Source organism: Devosia sp. FJ2-5-3 (assembly GCF_029201545.1).
Taxonomy (GTDB): domain Bacteria; phylum Pseudomonadota; class Alphaproteobacteria; order Rhizobiales; family Devosiaceae; genus Devosia.
This window is the reverse complement of record NZ_CP104007.1, coordinates 3,771,305-3,792,278: the sequence shown is the minus strand read 5'-3', so window position 1 is coordinate 3,792,278 and position 20,974 is coordinate 3,771,305. Positions and strand designations below refer to the sequence as shown.

The window sequence follows — 20,974 nt, the reverse complement described above, 5'->3', positions numbered from 1 at the left end:
TTTGTCGGCGTGGTCCCGCCTTTTTCGCATTGGCGCGTCGCCAATGCTAACGTTCTGCTAACCGGTAAGCCCCTTTTGCGGGCATTACGCCGCCCGTTCCAGCTCCTCCGCCAGCGCAAACCGCACCGCCGCGTCGGCATGGATGGCGGTGGAATCATAGCCGGGAAGGGGGAGGGAATTGGGGTCGACGAGCAGGGAGATTTCCGTGCAGCCGAGGATGACGGAATCGACGCCCCGGGCGCGCGATTGCTCGATAATGTCGAGATAGCGCCGGCGCGAGCCATCCTCTACAAGTCCTTGGCAAAGCTCATCAAAAATGATGTCGTGCACAATTCCCCGCGCGTCGCATTCCGGCACGGTGACACTGATGCCATGACGCGCCATGCGCTCGGCATAGAAGCCATGTTCCATCGTATATCGCGTCGCCAGCAGCAGCGGATTGCGCCGCCCATCCGCCTTCAGCGCCGCCGCCGTCTCGTCGATAATATCAATCAAAGGCACCCCACTCAGCCGCGCCACCGGCTCAGAAACCAGATGCATGGTATTGGTGCAAATCAGCACACAGGCCGCGCCGCCCCGAGCCAGGCCCGCGCCGGCCTCGCCGAGGAGAGTGCCCGCATCCTCCCAGCGCCCGGCCTTTTGCAACTCGACTACCCGGTTAAAGTCCAGAGAACGCAGGGCAATTTCGGCCGAGTGCAATCCGCCGCGCAGGGCGCGAACGCTCTCATTGATGCGCCGATAATAGACCGCGGTGGATTCCCAGCTCATGCCGCCGATCAGACCGATGGTTTTCATTTTTATCCCCGTGCTTCAGACCACGCTTAGTATGGGCCGGGCGCCGGGCATCGGGTTTGCAGATATTCTTGCCCGGCGCGCCACTGGTGCAATTTTACGGCGTGCGTTAGGCTATAGGCGCTGGGAAATTGCACCAATGGGAGTAGAGGCGTGCTCGATGAGCGTGACAGGAAGATTTTGGGCCTGCTTCAGGCGGATGCCGATACGCCCATGACCGAGATCGCCGACGCCGTCGCCCTGTCGGCCTCAGCCTGCTCGCGCCGCATCGCCAGGCTCCGGGAGGAGGGTTTCATTGCCCGCACCACGGCCGAACTCGACCGGCGGCGCATGGGCCTGCCGACAACGGTGTTCGTAATTATACGTACGGGAAGCCACGCCGCGGACTGGCTCGAAAAATTCCACGCCGCCGTCGCCACCATTCCCGAGATCGTCGAAGTGCACCGGCTTACCGGGAATTTCGACTATATCCTGAAAATGGTGCTCCCCAATGTGGAGCATTATGACGTGGTCTATAAGCAGCTTGTCGGGCGGATCGAGCTTTTTGACATGTCCGCCTATATCTCCATGGAGACCGTAAAACTCTCCCGAGGCGTGCCAACCCATTATGCATGATGGGAAGGAGGCAGGGCCTCCTCCCAACCGGCTCAGGCCCCCGCCAAAGCAGCCTTCTGGGCCGCCTCATCATAGCCAAGCGCGCCAAGCACCGTTGAGACGATGCCATGAGCATCGAGGCCGGCCGCCTTGTACATGTCGTTCTGGCTTGAATGCTCGTCGAAGCGGTCTGGGATCATGAGCGGACGGAACCGCAGCTTGCCATCCAGCAGCCCGTTGGTCGCAAGGAAACTCGCCACATGGCTGCCAAAACCGCCGATCCCGCCTTCCTCCGTCGTCACCAGCAGATCATGGCTTTGGGCCAGTCTGGCAATGAGTTCTTCATCCAGCGGCTTCATGAAGCGCGCATCGGCGATGGTGGGGTTCAACCCAAGGGCCGCCAGCTTGTCGGCAGCGGCGAGGACCTCGCCGAGTCGCGTGCCATAGGACAGCAGCGCGATCGTGCTGCCCTGGCGGAGCACGCGGCCCTTGCCGATCGGCAGGAGCTGCCCACGCGCCGGCATGTCGACCCCCATGCCGTCTCCGCGTGGATAGCGGAAGGCAATCGGTCCGCGATCATAGGCGGTCGCGGTTGCAACCATGTGCCGCAACTCTGCCTCGTCGGCGGCCGCCATCAACACCATGCCCGGAATAGCGCCGAGATAGGCATTGTCGTAATTGCCCGCATGGGTTGGGCCGTCGGCCCCGACGAAACCAGCCCGGTCTATGGCAAAACGCACCGGCAGGCCCTGGATGGCCACGTCGTGGATGACCTGGTCATAGGCGCGCTGCAGGAAGGTTGAGTAGATGGCGCAGAACGGGCGCATGCCCTCGCTGGCGAGGCCAGCCGCAAAGGTCACGGCGTGCTGTTCGGCAATGCCCACGTCGAAAATGCGGTCCGGGAAAATTTCGGCGAATTTGTCGAGGCCGGTACCCGAGGGCATTGCAGCGGTTACGGCCACGACGCGTGGGTCGTTCTCGGCTTCCTGCACCAGCGACTGGGCAAAGACAGATGTGTAGGATGGTGCGTTGGAAGGTGCCTTGGCCTGGGCGCCGGTGACGACGTTGAATTTTGAAACGCCATGATATTTGTCCGCGGAGCTCTCCGCCGGGCCATAGCCCTTGCCCTTTTTGGTCACGACATGGATCAGCACCGGGCCGCTGTCCATCTCGCGGACATTGTCGAGCACGGGCAGAAGATGGTCGAGATTATGCCCATCGATCGGCCCGACGTAGTAAAAGCCCAACTCCTCGAACAGCGTGCCACCGGCGAGGAAGGCGCGGGCGAATTCCTCGGTCTTGCGGGCCGGCTCATGCAGGAATTGCGGCAGCTTGTGCACGACGGACTTCGCCGCCTCGCGCGTACCGCGATAGGCGGGGCTGGACACGAGCCGCGCCAGATAGGCGCGCAGGGCCCCGGTCGGCGGGGCAATCGACATGTCATTGTCGTTGAGGATGACGACGAGACGCGCATCCATGGCGCCCGCATTGTTCATCGCCTCATAAGCCATGCCTGCCGACATGGCCCCGTCGCCGATGACGGCTACGACATTGCGCGGTGTTTCGAGGTGCTGGCTGGCCACCGCCATGCCGAGGCCGGCGGATATGGATGTCGACGAATGGCCGGCGCCAAACGGGTCGTACTCACTCTCGGCGCGACGGGTAAAACCGGAAAGCCCGTCCTTCTGTCGCAGCGTGCGCATACGATCGCGTCGACCGGTCAGGATCTTGTGGGGATAGGCCTGGTGCCCGACATCCCAGATGATCCTGTCATGTGGCGTATCGAAGACCGCATGAAGCGCAACAGTCAGTTCAACCACCCCCAACCCTGCGCCCAGATGCCCGCCTGTGACGGACACTGCGTCCACCATCTCCGTGCGAACCTCATCGGCAAGCTGGCGGAGCTGTTCCCGAGGCAAGGCCCGCAGATCAGCCGGATTTTTGATGGTATCGAGCAGGGGGGTATTCGGCTTCTCGGCCAAGCGAGGCTCCTTGGTTGAGGTCTAGCCCAAACTCTTAGGCTCCAGTCCCGGGCTTGGCAATAAGTCGCCAAAAAAGTGACGTTCGCTCCGGGAAAACCCCGTAGCGAACAATCCTGATCCTTATACGTCGTCTATGCGGAACTAGTTTTGCGCGATGCCGGTAGAAAAACTATTCGGGCTTAGCGTCTGCGCCACATGGCCCACGCCCATGACTGTCACGAACCGTCCCATTTCCGGCGTCGGGTCGAAATCGGCCTCGTCATGGTCGAAAATGACGGCGAACTGTTCCGAGTGCAGGCTGGCCGGGGTCATGAAGATATCGGCAACATGCTCCAAATCCGGCGCGACCAGATCGGGGCTGCGCATCCCGGCATCCGCTGCGCGCGGCGCAACATGGCCTTGAAGTGCCAGGGCCAGGGTATCGGTCTGAGCTTCCGTCGCGGCCGCAAAAGTCTCGTCGAAGAGGCTCGACAAATCTCCGCGCGCTGCCGGTCCAATCGATGCGGTTTCGATCCTGTCAGGCCGATCTTCTCCGGCCAGCATCGGCAGACGCGATGGCTGCGGCGGCGCAAGGGCGGCGTTCACGACCGGGCCGGGCATCACCGTCCGCGCAATAATGTCCTGCAGCGATTGTTGTGCCGAGGGCGTCGCCGGAGCGGTGGGCAGATAGGCTGTCAGCGTCTCGCTGGATGGTTGATCCGTCATCAGGACACGCGGACGAGGGACCGGTGGCTCGGTCAGTGCGGCCAGTGCGCTGACCGCATCGCCGGCGGGAAGCGTCGAGGCCGTGGCGACGCGCAAGGTCTCCGATTTCATCAGTGGAATGGGTGCAACCGCGGCCGCAGTCAGCTCCTCGGGGGCCAGTGGCGCGCTGCCGACAGTGGAGAATGGCAGATAGTTCGGGGAAGTCGAGGCGACTTCAACGGGCGCAGCGGCGGGTGTGGTCACCGGAGCAGCTGTCGCAGCCGCAAAAAGGCTCGATGGGCGCGGAGCAGGCAAGGGCGCTGAAGCCGGAGATGTGAGCCCGGCCTGCACCGGCGCCACCGGTGCCGGCGCGATCGCCGCAACCTGGACGGGGGCAGGTGCAGGTGCTGCCGCGGGGGCCTGCTGCTGCTTGCCGCCGAACAACATGTCCATCAACGTGCCGCCGCCGCCACCACCGCTTCCGCCATTGGATGCAACACGCGTGCCACCGCTGGAATCGCTGCAGGGTACCGACTGGCAGCGCTGCCATTCGGCCATGGCCAATTGATAGCCTTGCTGGGACAGGGGCTTGCCGTCGGTCGGCAGATGCAGGGTCTTGCCGTCCGGAAAGATTTCCTTGAGCTGGGCGCGGGTCATGCGCGGCCAGGCGCGCACTGAGCCTGTGTCCAGATGCACGAACGGGCTGCCCGAATTCGGATAATAGCCGACGCCACCGACCTGCTTGCGCATCGCCACGGCACGCAATTTTGTCAGCGAAATGCCAGGGATGAAGAAATCCATGGCGTGGCCCTTGGTGTGCTGGCTGTTCTCGGCGACGCCGGACGAGGTCTGGCGCAGCATTTCGTTTGTCTTGGGAGAGCGATAGGCCGAAACCACGTTGATCGGCTGGGAGCCACCCACTTCCTGGTAGACTTCCCAGACAAGGTCAAACAGGCGCGGGTCCATATTGGCCGGCTCATTGCGGCGCCAGTCGCGAAGGAACTGGTTAAGCTCGCGAAGCCCGGACTGAACATATTGCCCGTTGCGCTTGAAAACGATGCGCGCGGTTTCCTTGGTATGGGTGTAGTGGATGTAAAGCGCGCGTTCCGTGGCGGCGAGCGCCGGCGAAACGGTCAAGCCCAAGGCCAGACCAAGACCCGCCAAGGCGATCGCTGCCCGCTGAAGCAAATTCCTACGCTGCAAAAAGCTATTCCCCGTCACGCCAAACTCTGCCCGGTTCAATGCCAGTCTGATTGGACGTTAGCGCGAAAATCGCACGATTTTCTTAACGCTAACGAGGTGTGAACCGGTAGAAGCGGCCCCTCACGCCTTCGTTATAGCGACCCAATGGGGGCACAAGAATGGCCGAAAAGTAAAGAGGAAATTAAGCTGCGCCTTCGCCCTCAGGGCGCAAGCTCGTCTGGGATGGCTTCGGACTGGGCGATGATGGCCGGGGCCGAACTGGCGGTCAGGCCCATGGCGGCAATGAGCTTTTCATTGTGACCATAGACGTCGCCATAGGATTTGATCGTGCCATCGGCGTCCACCCGCAGGGTGAAATAGGCCAGATGCACGGGAATCTGCGTCTGCGGGTTCACCCAGCGCTCGGACGGACCGAACATGCCCTCGAGCGAGGTGCGGCTGATATTGGGCTCGTTTGCCATCAGCGCATCGGCGAAGGCCAGTGGATCCTGGACCCGGACACAGCCATGGCTGAAGGCGCGGAAAGAGCGTGAAAACAAGCCCTTGGACGGCGTGTCGTGCAGATAGACGTCGTGCTTGTTGGGGAAGAGGAACTTGATCTGGCCCAGGGCATTGCCCGGCCCCGGGCGCTGGCGCACGCGGAACGGGAAGTTGGTGGTCGAAACCTGGCTCCAATCGACCTGCCAGGGACTGACCGGGGTGCCGTTGTAGAGCAGGTCCATATTCTGGTTGTCGGTATAGGCCGGATTGCGCATCACGGCCGGCGCGATCTCCCCCTTGATGATGGAGGAGGGCACGTTCCAATAGGGGTTCACCACCACATGGCGAATGTTGTCCGAGAATATCGGCGTCTGGTTCTTGGTGGTGCCGACAACGACGCGCGTCGTGTATTCCTCGCGGCCATCCCGTTGAATTGACAAGCGGAATTCGGGGATGTTGACGAAGACATTGAACTTTCCGAGGTCCGACGGCATCCAGCGCCAGCGTTCCATATTGGCCAGAATGTCCTCGCGGCGCGTGGCATTGCCGCCGTTCAGCGCGGCGATGGTTGCCGGCCCGATCACCCCGTCCACCTCAAGGCCAAGACTATCCTGGAAAGCTTTGACGGCATCCCCGAGCGTGTTGTCGTAGACATTGTCCGGGGCGGCGGGCAGCTCAAGCCGGGCGCGAATGGCCGGAACCCGGGCATCATTGCCGCCAATCTTGAGGACCGGGCCTTCCCCGATCGGAATAGGGCGCTGAGATGTGTTCTGGTCGAAATTGGCGAGGGCCGTCCTGAGGGCCAGGAATTCGGGATGTTTGGGGCCGAGTGAGGCGAGGATGGGCGCAGGGTCGGCGCTCTTAGCCAGATTTTCCAACAGCTTGGCGCCATCGATCGGCTTGTGCCTGATATCGAGATTGGCGCTTACCGATTGCGGCTTGATGCGGCCATTGTGCAAATGGTCGGCATAGCGCAGCACGGCTGCGGAGAAAGCGGTCTCAAGGCCGGCGAGCGCCGTCGGATTGCCGCTATTGGCGCGAGAAAGATCAATATCTGCAGTGAGATAGTCTTGCGGGCGGAGGCCTTCGCTGGCGGCGTTTTCGAAGAGCGAAATGATCTTCTGGGCGGCTGGGGAGAAGGTGATCGACCCATCGGCGCCCTGTCCGAGCCAGATCGGCTCGAAATAGCGTTCGCCATAGAGGAAATAAAGGCTCTGGCCTTCGTTGTAGGCGACACTGTCGCGCTGGGCGCCGTAATAGGCCGAGGACAGCCCGGCCTTGATCGTCTGGGCCAGTGGCGTCTTCGCCGGAGCGATGACGACGGGAGAAATCTCAAGGCTGGCAATATCTTGCGCCTGCGTCGCTCCGAGGCCCGCCAAGGCAAAGAGAGCCACCAGACTGATCGCAACCTTGTTCATTTCCGCTCCTGACTAGGCGAGACGCAACGCGAATCCGGACGAGATTCGCGGCAATACTTCGCAAAATTCATTACTCATGAAATGTTAACGGGAGCAATCACTCGCATATTCGTGAACCCCGATTGTGACATTGCGACAACGCTTCACGCCGTGACATTTGGGGGGAATTGGTTAGCAGACTGTTAGCATTTGGCGGGGCCAAACGAGCAAAATGCTGCTCAAGCGAGCAGTTCGGATAGTCGGGTGATGACGCGGTCGGGAATGGCCTCGGCAGAGGCGGGAAGGGCGAGCTCGAACCGGTTGCACCATACCCCTTTCATGCCGAGTCTTTTTGGGGCCAACACGTCCCAGACGAGATCGTCGCCGACCATGATCGCGTCCTCGGGGGACACGTCGAGGGCGGCCAGGGTCTCGACATAGGCGCGACCGTCCGGCTTGCCGTAACCGGCTTCCTCCTCGACCTGGAAATGGTCGAAGCGATCGCGCAGGCCAAAGGAGTCGATCTTCCAGTTCTGCACCTCGGTCGCCCCATTGGTGACGAGCCCGAGCTTCACCCCTCGGTCGCGGAAACTGTCGATGACCTCGAGCGCATCGGGATAGAGATACATGTTCTCTTCGCGATAGGCCGCGTAGCGGTCCCCGATCTGGGGCGCGAGCGCGCCCAGATGGGGAAAGCCGGCATTGACCAGCGCATCGCGCACCACGGCGCGGCGGGTCGCGACCGCTTCCAGGCGCCAGCGGCGACGGTTCTCGTCATCGCTGAGAAAGGTTGCCGTGCTGTCGGCCAGCGCCTTGGCGACCGCGTCAATGGGGGCATCGCCAAGATGGGCCGAGAACTCCTCGGCCACGGCGCGCCAGGCAGGAGCGGGGTTGGCGTAGGAAAAGATGATGGTGTCGTCGAGGTCGAAAAGAACGGCGCGGATCATGCAGCCGTCCTGTTATAGGCACTGAAGATGCGGGCCAGCGCCGCTCCGGCATCTGCCTCATGTCCAAGCTGGTTCAGAACCCCAGCCAGTGCCGTAATATTGGCGGCAACGGCTTCGAAGCGCGCGGTCCGGCCGGTGTGCTGGATGCGCAGGACCCTGTCAGATACCGCCCCGACGCTGGCCGAAATCTGGGTATTGAGCGGCGCGAGGGCGGCAAGGGCGTCAGCGGCCCGGATGGCGGGGGGAAGCACGACTGCGGTGGCGAGATTGGACGCTGTGTCGGCCGGGGTGAAGGCGACGAGGCCCAAGGCGATGAGCGCCTCGCGCGTGGCGTTGGCGGCGGTGACGTGGCGGGCAATGACGGCCTCGATCCCTTCGGCCTCAATGCGCGTGAGCGCGGCGTCAAGGGCGTGCAGCTCTAGGCTCGAGGGCATGCCGGGCAGGCCCTGGCGGCCCTTGTCGAGCCAGTTGCGCTTGAGATCGAGCAGGGAGAGCGAGGAAATCTCGGTGGCACCCGGCTTTTCGATCTGCGCCCAGGCGGCAGCACTGACCGAGAGCATGGAGAGCCCCGCCGAGCCGGCCAGCGCCTTTTGCGGGCCGATGACGGCAATGTCGATGCCCAGCCGATCCACCTCGACAGGGTGGCCGCCAATGGAGGCGACGGCATCGACGACAACGAGCGCGCCGTGCTTCTTGGCCAGTGCCGCGATGTCTTCGAGCGGATTGAGGATGCCTGTCGCCGACTCGGCATGAACGAGCGCGACGAGATCAAACGATCCCGATGCGAAGGCGGCTTCGACCGCTCCGAGCGTGATCGGAAGGCCGTTTTCGGCGCTGAGGTTGGTGACGCTGCTGCCGACCCGTTCCAGCCAGGTGCCGAAAAAGCCCCCATAGGGGCTGGTGACGATGTTGAGTGCCCTAAGGCCCGGGCGACCAAGGCTTGTTGCTGCCGCTTCAAGCGCGAGGATGGCCTCGCCCTGAACGATCACAACATCGTTTTTCGTGTTGAGAAGGGCGGCGGTCCGGTCTGCCAGGCCCGCAACGCGGCTGGGCGGGAAGGGCGGCAGATCGAGCAGAACATTGGAGGGGATGGAATTCATGATGCCCTCTCGGCGTTGGGTTTTTGATTTTGGTCTGGCATTTGGTTTTGCGGGTACCCCCTCCTAGCCTCCCCCTGATAGGGGGAGGGACCCATCGAGTTTGGTCGGGTTTGGGTGTTCCACCGATGAACTCCTCCCCCTCTCAGGGGGAGGTTGGGAGGGGGTAAGGCCACTCGCTCGAGCCAAAGGGTTTTGCTCATTGCGATGGCCCGCGATGGAGGCGGGGCACGGCGGCGATCAGCGCGTTGGCCATGTCCGATTGCGGAGTGTCGATGACAGAAAGTGTGGGGCCGATCTCGACGATGCGGCCGGTTTCCATGACCGCAGTGCGATGGGCCATGGCTTTGACCACGCCCAGATCATGGGACACGAAGAGATAGCTGAGCTTTTCTTGCCGCTGGAGGTCGATGAGGAGATCGATGATGCGCGCGCGCAGGGACACGTCGAGCGCCGAGACGGCTTCATCAAGCACAATGAGGCGCGGTCGGCAGGCAAGTGCGCGCGCAAGGGCGACGCGCTGGCGCTGGCCGCCTGAAACTTCATGGACGGCCCGATCTAAGAGGCTCGTCGGCAATTGCACGCGGTCGAGCAGGGCCGAGACCTCCGCGCGCCAGGCCGAACGCGGCGCGAGGCGGTGGATGCGGATCGGGTCGGAAATGGCCGAGAACACGCTGGCGCGGGGATTGAGGGCTTCGAGCGGGTCCTGGAAAACCATCTGCATCTGCCGACGCTGGCGGCGCAGATCAGCCGATGTCAGGGCCAGCCAGTCCTGGCCGGCAAATTGGACTGCACCGCTATCCACGCCGACGAGACGGGTAATGGCCCGCGACAGGGTGGATTTGCCGCTGCCCGAGGGCCCGACAATGGCCAGCGTCTCGCCTTCGGCCAGAGAGAAGGAGACGTCATCGAGCGCCTGCACCACGCGACCATTGCTGCGATAAATCTTGGTGAGACCTTTTACATCGAGAATTGGGGTCATGACGCCCCCGCGATGATACGGGGCGCAGCGTCCAGATCGATATAGGTATCGAGCAGGTGCCTGGTATAGGCGCTGGCGGGGGCGGTGATGAGGCTTTGCGCCGGGCCAATCTCGACCAGCTTGCCCTGGTGCATGACGGCGATGCGGTCGGCCAATTGGCTGGCCAGCGCAATGTCGTGGGTGATGAAGAGCAGCGTCATCTTCTCGCTGGTGACGAGGGACTGGATCAGCCGGACGATCTCGGCCTGAACCAGCGTATCGAGCGCGGAGGTCGCCTCGTCGGCGATGAGCAGGCGCGGATTGGCGGCGATGGCAGCGGCAATGGCAATGCGCTGGCGCTGTCCACCGGAGAACTGGTGGGGGTAAGCGCGCAGGGCGGCTTCGGGCTGCGGGATCTGGACCTTCTTGAGGAGGTCGAGCGCCACTTCCTCGGCCTGCCGCCAACTGAGGCCGAGATGGCGCTGGGCGGCTTCGCCAACCTGTTCGCCAATGCGCAGGACAGGATTGAGATTGGAGCCCGGGTCCTGAAACACCATGCCGTAATCGACGCCGGGCTGGGCCGGGCGGCCAAGTGCTGGCCAGGAGATCTCGCCGGTGATTTGCGTGCCGCTGGGCAGGAGATCGGCAATGGCGCGCGCCAGAGTGCTCTTGCCTGAACCGCTTTCGCCAATGATGGCGAGCTTTTCGCCCGGCACCAGCGAGAGCGATATATCGACAAGGGCCGGCGCGCTCTGGCGAGGATAGGTGAGGGAAAAGTTCGTGAGCCGGAGGAGTTCACTCATGATTGCTGCTCCCGGCGCGAGAGCATGGCCGAAACTCCTTCGCCCAGGAGATAGGTGCCGATGACGGTGGCGATGAGGGCGATGCCGGGCACGATGGAGAGATAGGGCGCCGAACGCAGCACGGCCCGGCCCTCGGCAATCATCGAGCCCCAGGTGACGATATTGGGGTCGCCCAGGCCGAGGAAGGAGAGGGCCGCTTCGGTGAGGACCGCACCGGCAACGATGACGGCGCTGAGCGCAAGGACCGGCGGCAAGGCATTGGGAAGGACTTCGCGCAGGGCGATTTCGAGCGGATGCATGCCGATGATGCGGGCGGAGGCGACATAGTCGCGCTCGCGGATGGAGAGCACTTCGGCGCGGGCAAGACGGGCCGGACCGGTCCAGGCGCCCAGGGCAATGGCCAGGATGACGATGGGCAGGCTTGGCTGCAGCACGCTGACAAAGGCCAGCGCCAGAAGGAAACCCGGGACGATCTGGAAGGCATCGACCACGCGCATCAGCGCTTCATCAATGAGCCCACCGGCAAAGCCGGCCAGCGTGCCGACAATCGAGCCGATCAGAACGGCGACGATGGCGGCGGCAATGCCGACAATGAGCGAGGCGCGGGCGCCGTGGACGAGCCCGGCCAGCACATTGCGGCCCAGCCGGTCGGTGCCCAGCGGCAGGGACGGATCGGTGAAAGGGGCGATCATGGGCGTGCCAGCAATGCGCAGGGGATCGCCGGGAAAGAGCAGCGGCGCCAGCGCCGCAACACTGGCGAGGAGCGTGAGGATGATCAGCCCCGCGAGGCCTTCCGGCGAGCGGGCAAACCGGATGAGGGCGCTCATGTGTTGCGCTCCGAAGCGCCGACGCGCGGATCGAGGAAGGCGTAGATGAGGTCGATGACCATGTTGACGAAGATCACGAGGAGCGCGCTGACCACGATAATGCCCATGAGCAGTGGCGCATCGCGCAGGGCAACGGCCTCCTGGGCCAGGCGGCCGAAGCCGGGAATAGCAAAGACGCTCTCGATGACCACGCTGCCGCCAAGGATGGAGGCGGCCTGCAGCCCCAGCATGGTGACAACGGGCAAAAGCGCATTGCGGGCGACATGGCGCAGCACGAGGCGGGGGCGGGTGATGCCCTTGGCCCGGGCGGCGCGGACAAAATCCTGCCGCCAGATCTCGGCCATGCCGGCGCGCATGACGCGCAGGAACAGCGCAAGATAGATCATCGACAGCGCCGAAACGGGCAGGACGAGGTGGCGGGCAATGTCGAGGACGCGATCAAAACCCGCCTTGCCCGAGGCGATGGTTTCGATGCCCGACGTGGGGAACCAGCGCAATTGCACGGCAAAGACCACCGAGAGCACGAGGCCCAGCCAGAAGCTGGGGATGGCATAGAGCGCCAGCGAGCCAATTGAGAGAAGGCGATCGCGGAACGAGCCAATGCGGGCGCCCGAGACAATGCCGAGCGCGGTGCCGAGGACGAAGGAAAGCGCGGTGGCGCTGCCCATAAGGTAGAAGGTGTTTGGAAGGCGTTCGAGGATCAGCTCGGAGATGGGGCGGTTAAACCCGACCGACCAGCCCAGATCAAAGCGCAAGAGCGCGGTGACATAGAACCAGAGCCGGCTGAGGGGAGATTGATCGAGCCCATATTGGGCGCGCAATTGTTCGGTGAGGGCGGCATCGCCCCCGCCTATGGAGACGAGATAGGCATCCACGGCATCGCCGGGCGCGAGCTCGAGCAGAAAGAACGTGCCAATGACAACGATCAGCAGCACCGGAATGCTGCTGATCGCGCGACGTCCAATCAGCCGTAAGGCGCTATTCACTGGTAGTCGTACTCCCCGCCGCCGAAGCGGCGGCTGTTAGTTCTGGATGGCGACGTCGGCCCAGTTGGACACGGCCCAGCGCGGATTGTTACCCACATTGAGAACTGTGTCGCGGGCCACGGTGATGAAACCCCATTCGGCCACGTTGATGAGCGGCAGGTCTTCGGCAACCTTCACCTGCAGCTCATTGTAGAGCTGGGTCCGTTCTTCGGTGTCCACCGTTTCAGCGGCCTGGTCGATCAGGGCATCGAGTTCGGCGTGTTCATAGCCGCCCTGGTTGGAGAAGCTGGTGCCGGCCGGAGCCCCCGAGCGCACGAGGATGGTGGTCGAGATCGCCGGATCGTTGCGGAACACCGGCGGGGCCACGGCGAGGTCAAAATCGTGGTCGGTATAGACCGCCTTCTGGTGGGCGGCGCTGTCATTGTTGACCAGCTGGGCGTCGATGCCGATTTCGGCCAGGGCTTGGCGGAGATAATCGCCGAACTGGCGGGTCTCGTTGAAATAGGGCGCCGGCAGGAGCTTGAGCGAGAAGCGCACCCCGTTTTCGCCGCGCGGATAGCCAGCCGCGTCGAGCAGCTCATTGGCCTTGGCGACGTCGAAATCATATTGCGGGACTTCGGGATTGTAGAATTCCGGCGCGTTGTGCGGGACGATGCCGGTGGCTGCCGTCGCGTAGCCGAGGAAGATGGCCTCCACGACATATTTCTTGTCGATGGCATGGGCGATGGCGCGGCGGACATCGACATTGGCCAGCTCTTCGCGGCGGTGGTTGATTTCCACCACGAGCTGGTAGGTGAGGCCCTCATACCCTTCGGGGATCACCTTGATGCCCGGGACCTGCGAAATGCGGGCGAGGTCAGCCAGCGGCACGGCCGAGAAGGCGGCGAGCTGGATTTCCTCGGCTTCAATGGCGCTGGCGGCGGCAGCACGGTCGGGCAGGACGCGGTAGATGATTTCATCGAGGTGCGGCTCGCCCTCGCCCCAATAGGCTTCGTTGCGCACGAGGCGATAATATTCGCCCGGCTTATATTCGGCGAACTTGAACGGGCCGGTGCCGACGAGCTCGGCATTGTGCGGATTGGCGTTGATGTCGGTGCCCTCATAGAGGTGCTTGGGCAGGACGCTCGTCACCACCGGCAGGGCATTGCGGATCAGCTGGAAGGGCGTGGGCTTGGAGAAGCGGAAGATCGCGGTGTGCTCATTGGGCGTGTCGACGGCCTCGAGATTGGCGAGGACGATGCGGCCAAGGTTCTGCAGCGGCTTCCAGACTTCGAGCGCCGAGAAGGCGACGTCGGCCGAGGTGAAGGGCGTGCCATCGTGCCAGGTGACGCCTTCGCGCAGGCGGAACGTGGCCGAAAGACCATCGCTCGAGCCTTCCCAGGCGGTGGCGAGGCGCGGCGCGAGCCCATCTTCGGCTGATGCGTCGGCTTCGGCCAGTGGCTCAATGACTTTGCTGGCGACGAAGAACACGCCATTGGAGGCGACGATCGCCGGATTGAGATTGCGCGGCTCGGAATCGGCGGCGACCACGAGGCGCCCGCCGGTCGGCAGATCCTGCGCAAAGGCGAAAGAGGGCAGCGCGGTCGACGCGAGCAGCAGGCCGACGCCCTGGAGCAAGGAACGGCGCGAAATCTGGGTCATATTGTTACCTCCGGTTCGTCAGCAAGGACGTTGCGCTGACTTTGGAGCAAAATTTTGCGCGAAGCCAGACATGGCCGTTTCGTCGGAAGGCATTCCGGAACAAAGTCTACTATTGTCTACCCGTTTGGTAGAGATGAATTTTCTCGTCCCCGCGGACGCCCGGTTCGTCAGGCGACCGGCAGGCGGGGCAGGGCTTCGATGAGGGCGCGGGTATAAGGATGCTGCGGCGTCTCGAGGACGACGTCAGGAACCCCGGTTTCGACGATGGCACCCTCGTTCATGACGAGAACGCGGTCGCTGACATGCTGGATGACGCCAAGGTCGTGCGAGACGAAGAGCATGGTGAGCCCGAGGTCGCGCTTGAGCCCGGCGAGGAGATCGAGCACCTGCGCTTGTGTCGAAACGTCGAGCGCGGAGACCGGCTCGTCGCAGACGAGGATGGCGGGCCTGGTTGCGAGAGCCCGGGCGATGGCGACGCGCTGGCGCTGGCCGCCGGAGAGTTCACGTGGGCGGCGGAGAAGGTGGGTTTCGTCGAGCCCGACCGAATTGAGGAGGCGGAGAACTTCGCCCTGGCGTTGGGTGGTGGGCGTGCCGATGATGTCGAGGGCTTCCCCGATGATGTCGAGCACGCGGTGGCGCGGATCGAACGAGCCGAGCGGGTCCTGGGCTACCAATTGCACTTCGGGGCGCAAAGGGCGGCGCCGGCTTTCGGGAAGGTCGGACCAGGCATGGCCGTTGATGGCGATCGTGCCGGCATCGGGCTTTTCGAGCCCAAGGACGATGCGGGCCAGCGTAGTCTTGCCGCTGCCCGAAGCGCCGACCAAGCCGAGGGTTTCGCCCTTGCAGATTTCAAAGGAGACGTCGTCGACGACGCGGCGCTTGCCGAAATTCTTGAAGATGTTGCTGGCGACGAGAACGGGTTCGCCCAGTCGCGGGGCAGTGGGGGACATGCCTCCATTCGTGCGTGATAGAGCCTGTCCACGCGTGCGGCCGGAGGGAATGGCGGCGAGGAGGGCCTTGGTATAGTCGGCCTTGGGCGTCTTGAAGACGGCGTCGGGCGGGCCTTCTTCGACGACTTCGCCCTGGCGCAGCACGATGATGTGGTCGGCAAGGCGCGAGACGACGGCCAGATCGTGCGAGATGAGGATGAGACCGCGCCCCTCGGCCTTGAGTTCGGCGAGAAGGCGCAGGATCTGCGCCTGAACGATGACATCAAGCGCGGTGGTGGGCTCGTCGGCAATGATGATCTTGGGTTCCCCGGCAATGGCCGAGGCGATGAGCGCGCGCTGGCGCAGGCCACCGGAAAGCTGATGGGCATATTGGTCATGGCGCTGGGCCGGATCGGGAATGCCGACCGAGTCGAGGAGGTCGATCACGCGGGCCTTGATGCCGCTGCGGGGCACGAGGCGGTGTTCGCGGAGCGTTTCGCCGACTTCGGCGCCGATGGTGCGCAAGGGATCGAGCGAGACCAGCGCATCCTGCAGCACAAAGCCGATCTGGCGGCCGCGAATGGCGCGCCAATCGCGCGGGGCAAGACCGCGCAGATCGGTTTGGCCCAGACGCATTTTGTCGGCTTCGACCAGCGCATTGGGGCCGGTGAGGCCAACAAGGGCGCGCGCAGTGGCGGATTTGCCCGAACCGGATTCCCCGACAATGGCCACGCATTGCCCGGCCTCGAGCGAGAAGGAGAGACCGCGCACCGCGTGGACGTCCTCGGCGGCGCTCCGGCCGGCAAAGCGGATGGAGAGGTTTTCGATATCGAGCAGAGCCATCAGACGCGGCCCTCGCTATAGGCTTTGATATAGCGGCCAATGATTGTGGTGGAGACGATGGCGAGCGTGGCAAAGACGCCGGGGAAGACGCCGATCCACCAGGCTGCGCGCAGATACCCCTGACCCTCGGACAGCATCAGACCCCATTCGGGCGTCGGCGGCTTGGGGCCAAGGCCGAGATAGCTGAGGGACGCCGAGTGGAGGATGGCGCTGCCAATGCCGAGCGTCGACAGCACGACGAGCGGACCAATCGTGTTGGGGAGGATATGGCGGACAAGGGTCAGGAGCGGGTTCTGGCCGAGGATGCGGGCGGCTTCGACGAAGCCGGAATTGCGGATGACGAGGACCTGGCTGCGCACGATGCGCGCATAGCCGGGAATGGCGGCAATGGCGATGGCGAGGAGAATATTGGTGATGCCGGTGCCCAGAAAGGCCACGACGGCCATGCTCATCAGAAGGCTCGGGAAAGCCAGGAGAATATCGACGACGCGCATGAAGGCGAGGTCCACCCAGCCGCCCATAACGCCTGAGGTCAGGCCAATGGCGATGCCAACGGAAACGGCAATCAGCGTGGCGCCAATGCCGACATAGAGCGAATAGCTCGCCCCATGAACGACGCGAGAAAAGATATCGCGGCCCAATTGGTCGGTGCCGAAGATATGAGCCCAGCTTGGGGGCTTGAGTGACTGCAGGAGGTCAAGCCCATAGGGGTCATAAGGGGCAATGGCCTGGGGCCAGAGCGCACAGATGACGAGGAAGATCAGCACCAGTGCGGCGAGGACGACGCCGGGGCGAATGCGGCCTTTGCGCAGGCCACGCATACGGTCCGGCTCTGGCGCTGCGGATTGCTGGAGAGAAAGGTCGGTCATGCTGCGGCACCGCGCAGGCGCGGGTCGATCAGCCGGTAGAGCAGATCGACAGCGATATTGGTGATGACAAACACGGTGGCCACAAAGAGCACGACGCCCACGACCACGGGGATATCCTGATTGGTGACGGCCTGGAGCGTGATGCGGCCAAGACCCGGGCGGCCAAAGACGCGCTCGGTGATGATGGCGCCGGCCAAAAGCGCGCCGAACATTTCGGCCGAAATGGTGAGGCCCGGGATGAGCGCGTGGCGCAGGGCATGGCGCCAGCGCACCGACCATTCCGAGAGGCCCCGCGTGCGGGCGGTGAGCGCAAAGGGCTGCTCAAGCGCAATATCCATTTCGGCGCGCATCACCTGGCTCAGCGTGCCGAAAATGGCGAGGCCCAGCGTGGTGACCGGCAGCACCAGCGAGCGCCAGCTGTCATCGCCCATGACCGGGAAAATCGGCCATTGGAAGGAGAGGAATGTGAGGAGCAACAGCCCGATCCAGAAGGCGGGCGTGGATATGGCCAGAAGTTCGAACGCCGACATCAGGCTGCGGGCGCGGCTCTGCTTTCCGGCGGTGGTGACCGAGGCAATGGTCGCCAGCGTCAGCGCAAATATGGTGGCAAGCACGGCCAGCGTGACGGTCGAGCCCAGCTCGCTGCCAATGATTGAGACCACGCTGCGGCGCTGTTGGTAGGAGGTGCCCAGATCCCCCTGGAGAATGCGGCCGACAAATTGGCCATATTGCTCCCAGATGGGGCGATCGAGGCCATATTCGGCACGGATGCGGTCGCGCATCTCCTGGGTAACGGTGGAGTCTGCGCCATAGATGACCTGCACAGGATCGCTGGGCAGCATCTGTAGTACGACAAATGCCAGCGAAGCAGCGGCCCAAAGGACCGCTGCTCCCGCAAGGATACGTACGAAAAGCTCTCGCGCTATCGTCAAACCGGACCTACTGCTCCAGCCAGACGTCGTAGAAGGTGCCGATCTGGCCCGAGCTCGAGAACACGGTGCCCTTGACCTTGGTGCTGGCCGCAAGGATCACCTGCGGATTGGCAATCGGGATCAGATAGGCGCCGTCATTGATGATCTTCTGGGCGATCTTGACCTGTTCGTTCTGAACAGTGGGATCGGCAGAGGCGACGGCAGTGTTGAGGGCGTCGTCGAGCGCTGCGTCGTCCACAAAGCCCCAATTGGTATTGGCCGGCCACAGCGAGGTGGACTGGAACGCCCCAAAGAGCAGGGTCGCGCCATCGCCCGAGGACTGCGAGGTGTCGACCAGGTCGTATTCATTGGCCTTCATGCGCGCATCGACCGTGGCGAAGTCGAGCACTTCGCGGCTGTATTCGATGCCGATGGCCTGCAGGCCCGCCTGGATACCCTGGGCGAAGAGTTCGCGCTGCTGGTTGTTCCAGTTGGTGGCGGTGACAGCCTTGAGGCTGAGGCGCTCGCCATCCTTGACGCGAATGCCGTCGGCGCCGATTTCGGACCAGCCGGCCTTATCGAGCAGGGCCTTGGCGGCTTCGGCGTCGAAGGACCAGCGGCCTTCCTGACCGGCATCATAGGCCGCCGGGATGCCCGGGGTGATGGCCGAATAGGCAGGGCTGGAGGTGCCGAGGAAGACGGCATTGACGAGCGAAGAATAGTCGACGCCGATGCGGATGGCTTCGCGCACGCTCTGGTCGGCGAGGGCTGGCTTGGACTGATTGACCCACATCGACCACGGAATGCCCGGCTGTTCGGTGCGGATCAGCTGGAGATTGCTGTTGCCTTCGATGGCGGCAACGGAAATGGCGGGGATGCCGGCGGCGATATCGGCCTGACCGGATTCAACGGCACCGACGCGCACGGAGTCTTCGGTGAGGAAGCGCATTTCGATGCGCTCAAGATAGGCCGGACCGGTATGCTGGGCGGCAGCGGAAGGCCAGTTATAGTCCTCGAAGCGCTCAAGGATCAGGTCCTGACCCTGGGTGCGGCCGACAACCTTGAACGGGCCCGAGCCGATGGTGATGTCAGGGCCGCCGGCGCAGCGCTCTTCCTTGGAGAAGGCTTCGATCGAGGAGGGCGCGACAATGCCCTGGACCGGCTCGGAGAGGTCGTGCAGCAGCGGGCCATGGGGCTCGGAGAGGGTGATGGTGACGACATTGCCATCTGCGGTGACAGAGGTCACCGGCACGCCATTGGCGCTGCGATCATCGACCCAGCGCTGAAGATTGATGCGGACGGCTTCGGCATCGAGCGTCGTGCCATCGTGGAAGACGACGCCATCGCGGATGGTGAAGGTGTAGGTGAGACCGTCCTCGGAAATGGACCATTCGCTGGCCAGCCAGGGGAAATACTCGCCCTCCTGGGTCTTGTAGACGAGGCGGTCGTAGACGTCCTGCAGGGCTGTCTGGGTATTGCGCGAGGAGCCCTCGTTCTGGTCGAGGCAGAGCGGTTCATAGGTGGCAATGCGCAGCACGCCGCCCGACTGCGCCTCGGACTGGGCAAATGCCGGTCCGCCAAAGGCAAATACCGAAGCTGACAGCGCAAGGCTCAGCGTGCTGAAAATGGTCCGTCTCATAATCTGCTCCCTCAAATTGATTGGCCATGACGCTCTGGCCCCCGTGAGTGACTGTAACTCTATTTCTTCTGTCGAGTTTTGGCAGTCTGCCGACGAGGCAAAAATTCCAATCCGACCAGTAGTAGGGGAATATGTGACCACTCTACAAGCCGGTTTGAGTGGGGGCGATTTGTGGCCCATGCCCGGCCGATGGCGGCCCAAACCGGGTCTGCGCACGGCTCATTTCACGTCATCCCCTTTCGGCGGCGAGACCATTCTCCCAAGCGCAGAACATTCGCGAAATCGATCCCGTAATGTCTATAGATTTGGTGGATATTAGGGCTTAGCGTTTTCTCCATTGTCCCATGGATGAGAACGCAAATGACGCCGAACCGTAGAACCGCAGCCAAGCTGATTGCCGTTTCCCTCGCCGCGCTGATGGGCGCTGGAGCGGTGCTTTCTCAAGAGCCCGCGCCGCTGCCGGCCGAAATACTGCCCGGCACAAGGCTGGTGATCGGTGATCCCCAGACCAGGGTGGCGCTGGAGCTGTCCGGGTTGATCGAGGAGATCCCGTTCGAGGTCGAATTCGTCAATCTCAGCGGTGGACCGCAGACCTCGGAGGCGTTTCGCGCCCGGGCGCTCGATCTCGGCGCGGTGGCCGAAATTCCCTCGATCTTCGCCCATTGGACCGATCTGCCGGTGCGCAATGTCGCCTATCGCGAACGCGAGGACCCGATTGCACATCCGATCTATCGCTTTGGCATCGCGCCGGGGGTGGAGGCCAAGAGCCTGGCTGATTTCCGCGGCAAGCGCATCGCTTTCAGTCCCGGCCAGGCGCAGGGCGCGCTGGTGCTGCGGGCGCTCGAGGCGGCGGGGCTGAGCAAGGCGGACGTGACGCTGGTGGAATTGCCAAGCACGGGTGATGTCTATCCCGTGGCGCTGGCCAGCCACCAGGTCGACGTGGCCCCGATCGGCTCCTCCAATATCCGTCGCTACATCACCCAATATGGGCCGGACGGGGCGAGCCTGGTCGAGCACGGCCTGCGCGATGACCCCAGCCATCTCTATGCGCCCCAATGGGTGCTGGACGATCCGGCCAAGGCCGCCGCCATTGCCGCCTATGTCGGCATCTGGGCCAAGGCCACCCAATGGATCAACGACAATCCCGAGGCCTGGATCGAAGGATACTACGTCAAGGACCAGGGCCTCAGCGCAGAGGACGGACACTATCTCGTCGAGCTCACCGGCAACCAGATCGTGCCGGACAGCTGGGACGAAGTAGTCGGCCGCCACCAGCACACGATCGACATTCTCGCCGCCGAACTGGGCTACGCGCCCTTCAGCGCCGAGGAGATTTTCGATCGCCGTTTCGAAGCCCTGGGTGCGGCCGCGCTGGCCCAATAATTCCAT

The 20,974-nt window shown here is 63.4% G+C and carries 17 protein-coding genes; 2 read left to right on the top strand and 15 right to left on the bottom strand.

Going from position 1 to position 20,974, the window contains the following annotated elements; translation table 11 throughout:
• Positions 1 to 84: 84 nt before the first annotated feature.
• Entirely contained in the window at positions 85 to 795 is a 711-nt protein-coding gene (locus N0P34_RS18255) for an aspartate/glutamate racemase family protein (protein WP_275604638.1), read from the bottom strand.
• Between the two features lie 150 nt (positions 796 to 945).
• Between N0P34_RS18255 and N0P34_RS18250 the strand changes: the two genes are divergently transcribed.
• Positions 946 to 1,407 carry an Lrp/AsnC family transcriptional regulator gene (locus tag N0P34_RS18250; RefSeq protein WP_275604637.1) on the top strand — a complete coding sequence of 154 codons (462 nt, stop codon included), beginning with the start codon at positions 946 to 948 and terminating at the stop codon, positions 1,405 to 1,407.
• A gap of 32 nt (positions 1,408 to 1,439) precedes the next feature.
• Here N0P34_RS18250 and dxs read toward each other — a convergent pair whose 3' ends face one another.
• From dxs to N0P34_RS18180, 14 genes are all read right to left on the bottom strand, one after another.
• Entirely contained in the window at positions 1,440 to 3,368 is a 1,929-nt protein-coding gene (gene dxs, locus N0P34_RS18245) for a 1-deoxy-D-xylulose-5-phosphate synthase (protein WP_275604636.1), read from the bottom strand.
• Positions 3,369 to 3,509: 141 nt separating this feature from the next.
• Positions 3,510 to 5,189 carry a DUF882 domain-containing protein gene (locus N0P34_RS18240; protein ID WP_275604635.1) on the bottom strand — a complete coding sequence of 560 codons (1,680 nt, stop codon included), beginning with the start codon at positions 5,187 to 5,189 and terminating at the stop codon, positions 3,510 to 3,512.
• 266 nt (positions 5,190 to 5,455) lie between these two features.
• Positions 5,456 to 7,153 carry a L,D-transpeptidase family protein gene (locus N0P34_RS18235; RefSeq protein ID WP_275604634.1) on the bottom strand — a complete coding sequence of 566 codons (1,698 nt, stop codon included), beginning with the start codon at positions 7,151 to 7,153 and terminating at the stop codon, positions 5,456 to 5,458.
• A 218-nt stretch (positions 7,154 to 7,371) separates the two neighbouring features.
• The gene (locus N0P34_RS18230; protein WP_275604633.1) at positions 7,372 to 8,079 is read right to left on the bottom strand and encodes an HAD family hydrolase; all 708 of its coding nucleotides are present in this window, start codon (positions 8,077 to 8,079) and stop codon (positions 7,372 to 7,374) included.
• Positions 8,076 to 9,179, bottom strand: coding sequence for an aminotransferase class V-fold PLP-dependent enzyme (locus N0P34_RS18225; protein ID WP_275604632.1), 1,104 nt, complete (start codon positions 9,177 to 9,179; stop codon positions 8,076 to 8,078). Before N0P34_RS18225 ends, N0P34_RS18230 begins: the two co-directional genes overlap by 4 nt.
• 196 nt (positions 9,180 to 9,375) lie before the next feature.
• Complete coding sequence (locus tag N0P34_RS18220; protein ID WP_275604631.1) at positions 9,376 to 10,158, bottom strand: ATP-binding cassette domain-containing protein; 783 nt, start codon at positions 10,156 to 10,158, stop codon at positions 9,376 to 9,378.
• Positions 10,155 to 10,940, bottom strand: a complete 786-nt coding sequence (locus tag N0P34_RS18215; RefSeq protein WP_275604630.1) for an ABC transporter ATP-binding protein — start codon at positions 10,938 to 10,940, stop codon at positions 10,155 to 10,157. Before N0P34_RS18215 ends, N0P34_RS18220 begins: the two co-directional genes overlap by 4 nt.
• Complete coding sequence (locus tag N0P34_RS18210; protein ID WP_275604629.1) at positions 10,937 to 11,767, bottom strand: ABC transporter permease; 831 nt, start codon at positions 11,765 to 11,767, stop codon at positions 10,937 to 10,939. Before N0P34_RS18210 ends, N0P34_RS18215 begins: the two co-directional genes overlap by 4 nt.
• Positions 11,764 to 12,753: an ABC transporter permease gene (locus tag N0P34_RS18205; RefSeq protein WP_275604628.1), complete on the bottom strand. Its 990-nt coding sequence runs from the start codon at positions 12,751 to 12,753 to the stop codon at positions 11,764 to 11,766. The genes N0P34_RS18210 and N0P34_RS18205 overlap by 4 nt, the downstream gene beginning before the upstream one ends.
• 36 nt (positions 12,754 to 12,789) lie before the next feature.
• Positions 12,790 to 14,394 carry an ABC transporter substrate-binding protein gene (locus tag N0P34_RS18200; RefSeq protein WP_275604627.1) on the bottom strand — a complete coding sequence of 535 codons (1,605 nt, stop codon included), beginning with the start codon at positions 14,392 to 14,394 and terminating at the stop codon, positions 12,790 to 12,792.
• Positions 14,395 to 14,561: 167 nt separating this feature from the next.
• Positions 14,562 to 16,166, bottom strand: a complete 1,605-nt coding sequence (locus N0P34_RS18195) for an ABC transporter ATP-binding protein (RefSeq protein WP_275604626.1) — start codon at positions 16,164 to 16,166, stop codon at positions 14,562 to 14,564.
• Positions 16,166 to 17,035 (bottom strand): ABC transporter permease, encoded by an 870-nt coding sequence (locus N0P34_RS18190; RefSeq protein ID WP_275604625.1) that lies wholly within the window; start codon positions 17,033 to 17,035, stop codon positions 16,166 to 16,168. Before N0P34_RS18190 ends, N0P34_RS18195 begins: the two co-directional genes overlap by 1 nt.
• Positions 17,032 to 17,967: an ABC transporter permease gene (locus tag N0P34_RS18185; protein ID WP_275604624.1), complete on the bottom strand. Its 936-nt coding sequence runs from the start codon at positions 17,965 to 17,967 to the stop codon at positions 17,032 to 17,034. Before N0P34_RS18185 ends, N0P34_RS18190 begins: the two co-directional genes overlap by 4 nt.
• Before the next feature lie 7 nt (positions 17,968 to 17,974).
• Complete coding sequence (locus N0P34_RS18180) at positions 17,975 to 19,585, bottom strand: ABC transporter substrate-binding protein (RefSeq protein ID WP_275604623.1); 1,611 nt, start codon at positions 19,583 to 19,585, stop codon at positions 17,975 to 17,977.
• A 360-nt stretch (positions 19,586 to 19,945) separates the two neighbouring features.
• Between N0P34_RS18180 and N0P34_RS18175 the strand changes: the two genes are divergently transcribed.
• Positions 19,946 to 20,968 (top strand): ABC transporter substrate-binding protein, encoded by a 1,023-nt coding sequence (locus tag N0P34_RS18175; RefSeq protein ID WP_275604622.1) that lies wholly within the window; start codon positions 19,946 to 19,948, stop codon positions 20,966 to 20,968.
• The last annotated feature ends 6 nt before the right edge of the window (positions 20,969 to 20,974 follow it).